Genomic DNA, 433 nt, shown 5'->3' with positions numbered 1-433 from the left:
CCTCAAGGCCGAGCTGGAGACCTCCGCCACGCGCCTGGAGCAGCTCCAGGCCGAGCTGCACGCGCTGCTAGTGGCCGTGCCGAACCTGCCGCACGAGAGCGTGCCTGTCGGCGGCGACGAATCCGGCAACGTGGAAGTGCGCCGCTGGAGCCCGGATGGCCAGGATCCGGCGCCGCTCGGCTTCACCGCGAAGGACCACGTGGACCTGGGCGAACCCCTGGGCCTCGACTTCGACATGGGCGTCAAGCTCTCGGGCGCGCGCTTCACCGTGATGAAGGGCCCGATCGCCCGCCTGCACCGCGCGCTCGCGCAGTTCATGCTGGACGTGCAGACGCGCGAGCACGGCTATACCGAGTGCTACGTGCCCTACCTGGTGAACGCCGATTCGCTGCGCGGCACGGGCCAGCTGCCGAAGTTCGAAGGCGACCTGTTC

The 433-nt window shown here is 69.7% G+C and carries 1 pseudogene; it reads left to right on the top strand.

Annotated features, from left to right (window positions below):
• Positions 1-433 (top strand): annotated as a pseudogene (locus tag FJV41_RS57450) (serine--tRNA ligase); the annotation flags it as partial.

Origin of the sequence: Myxococcus llanfairpwllgwyngyllgogerychwyrndrobwllllantysiliogogogochensis, from assembly GCF_006636215.1 — a bacterium.
Taxonomy (GTDB): domain Bacteria; phylum Myxococcota; class Myxococcia; order Myxococcales; family Myxococcaceae; genus Myxococcus; species Myxococcus llanfairpwllgwyngyllgogerychwyrndrobwllllantysiliogogogochensis.
Note: the sequence above shows the minus strand (reverse complement) of the source record. Positions and strands in the feature narration are given on the sequence as shown.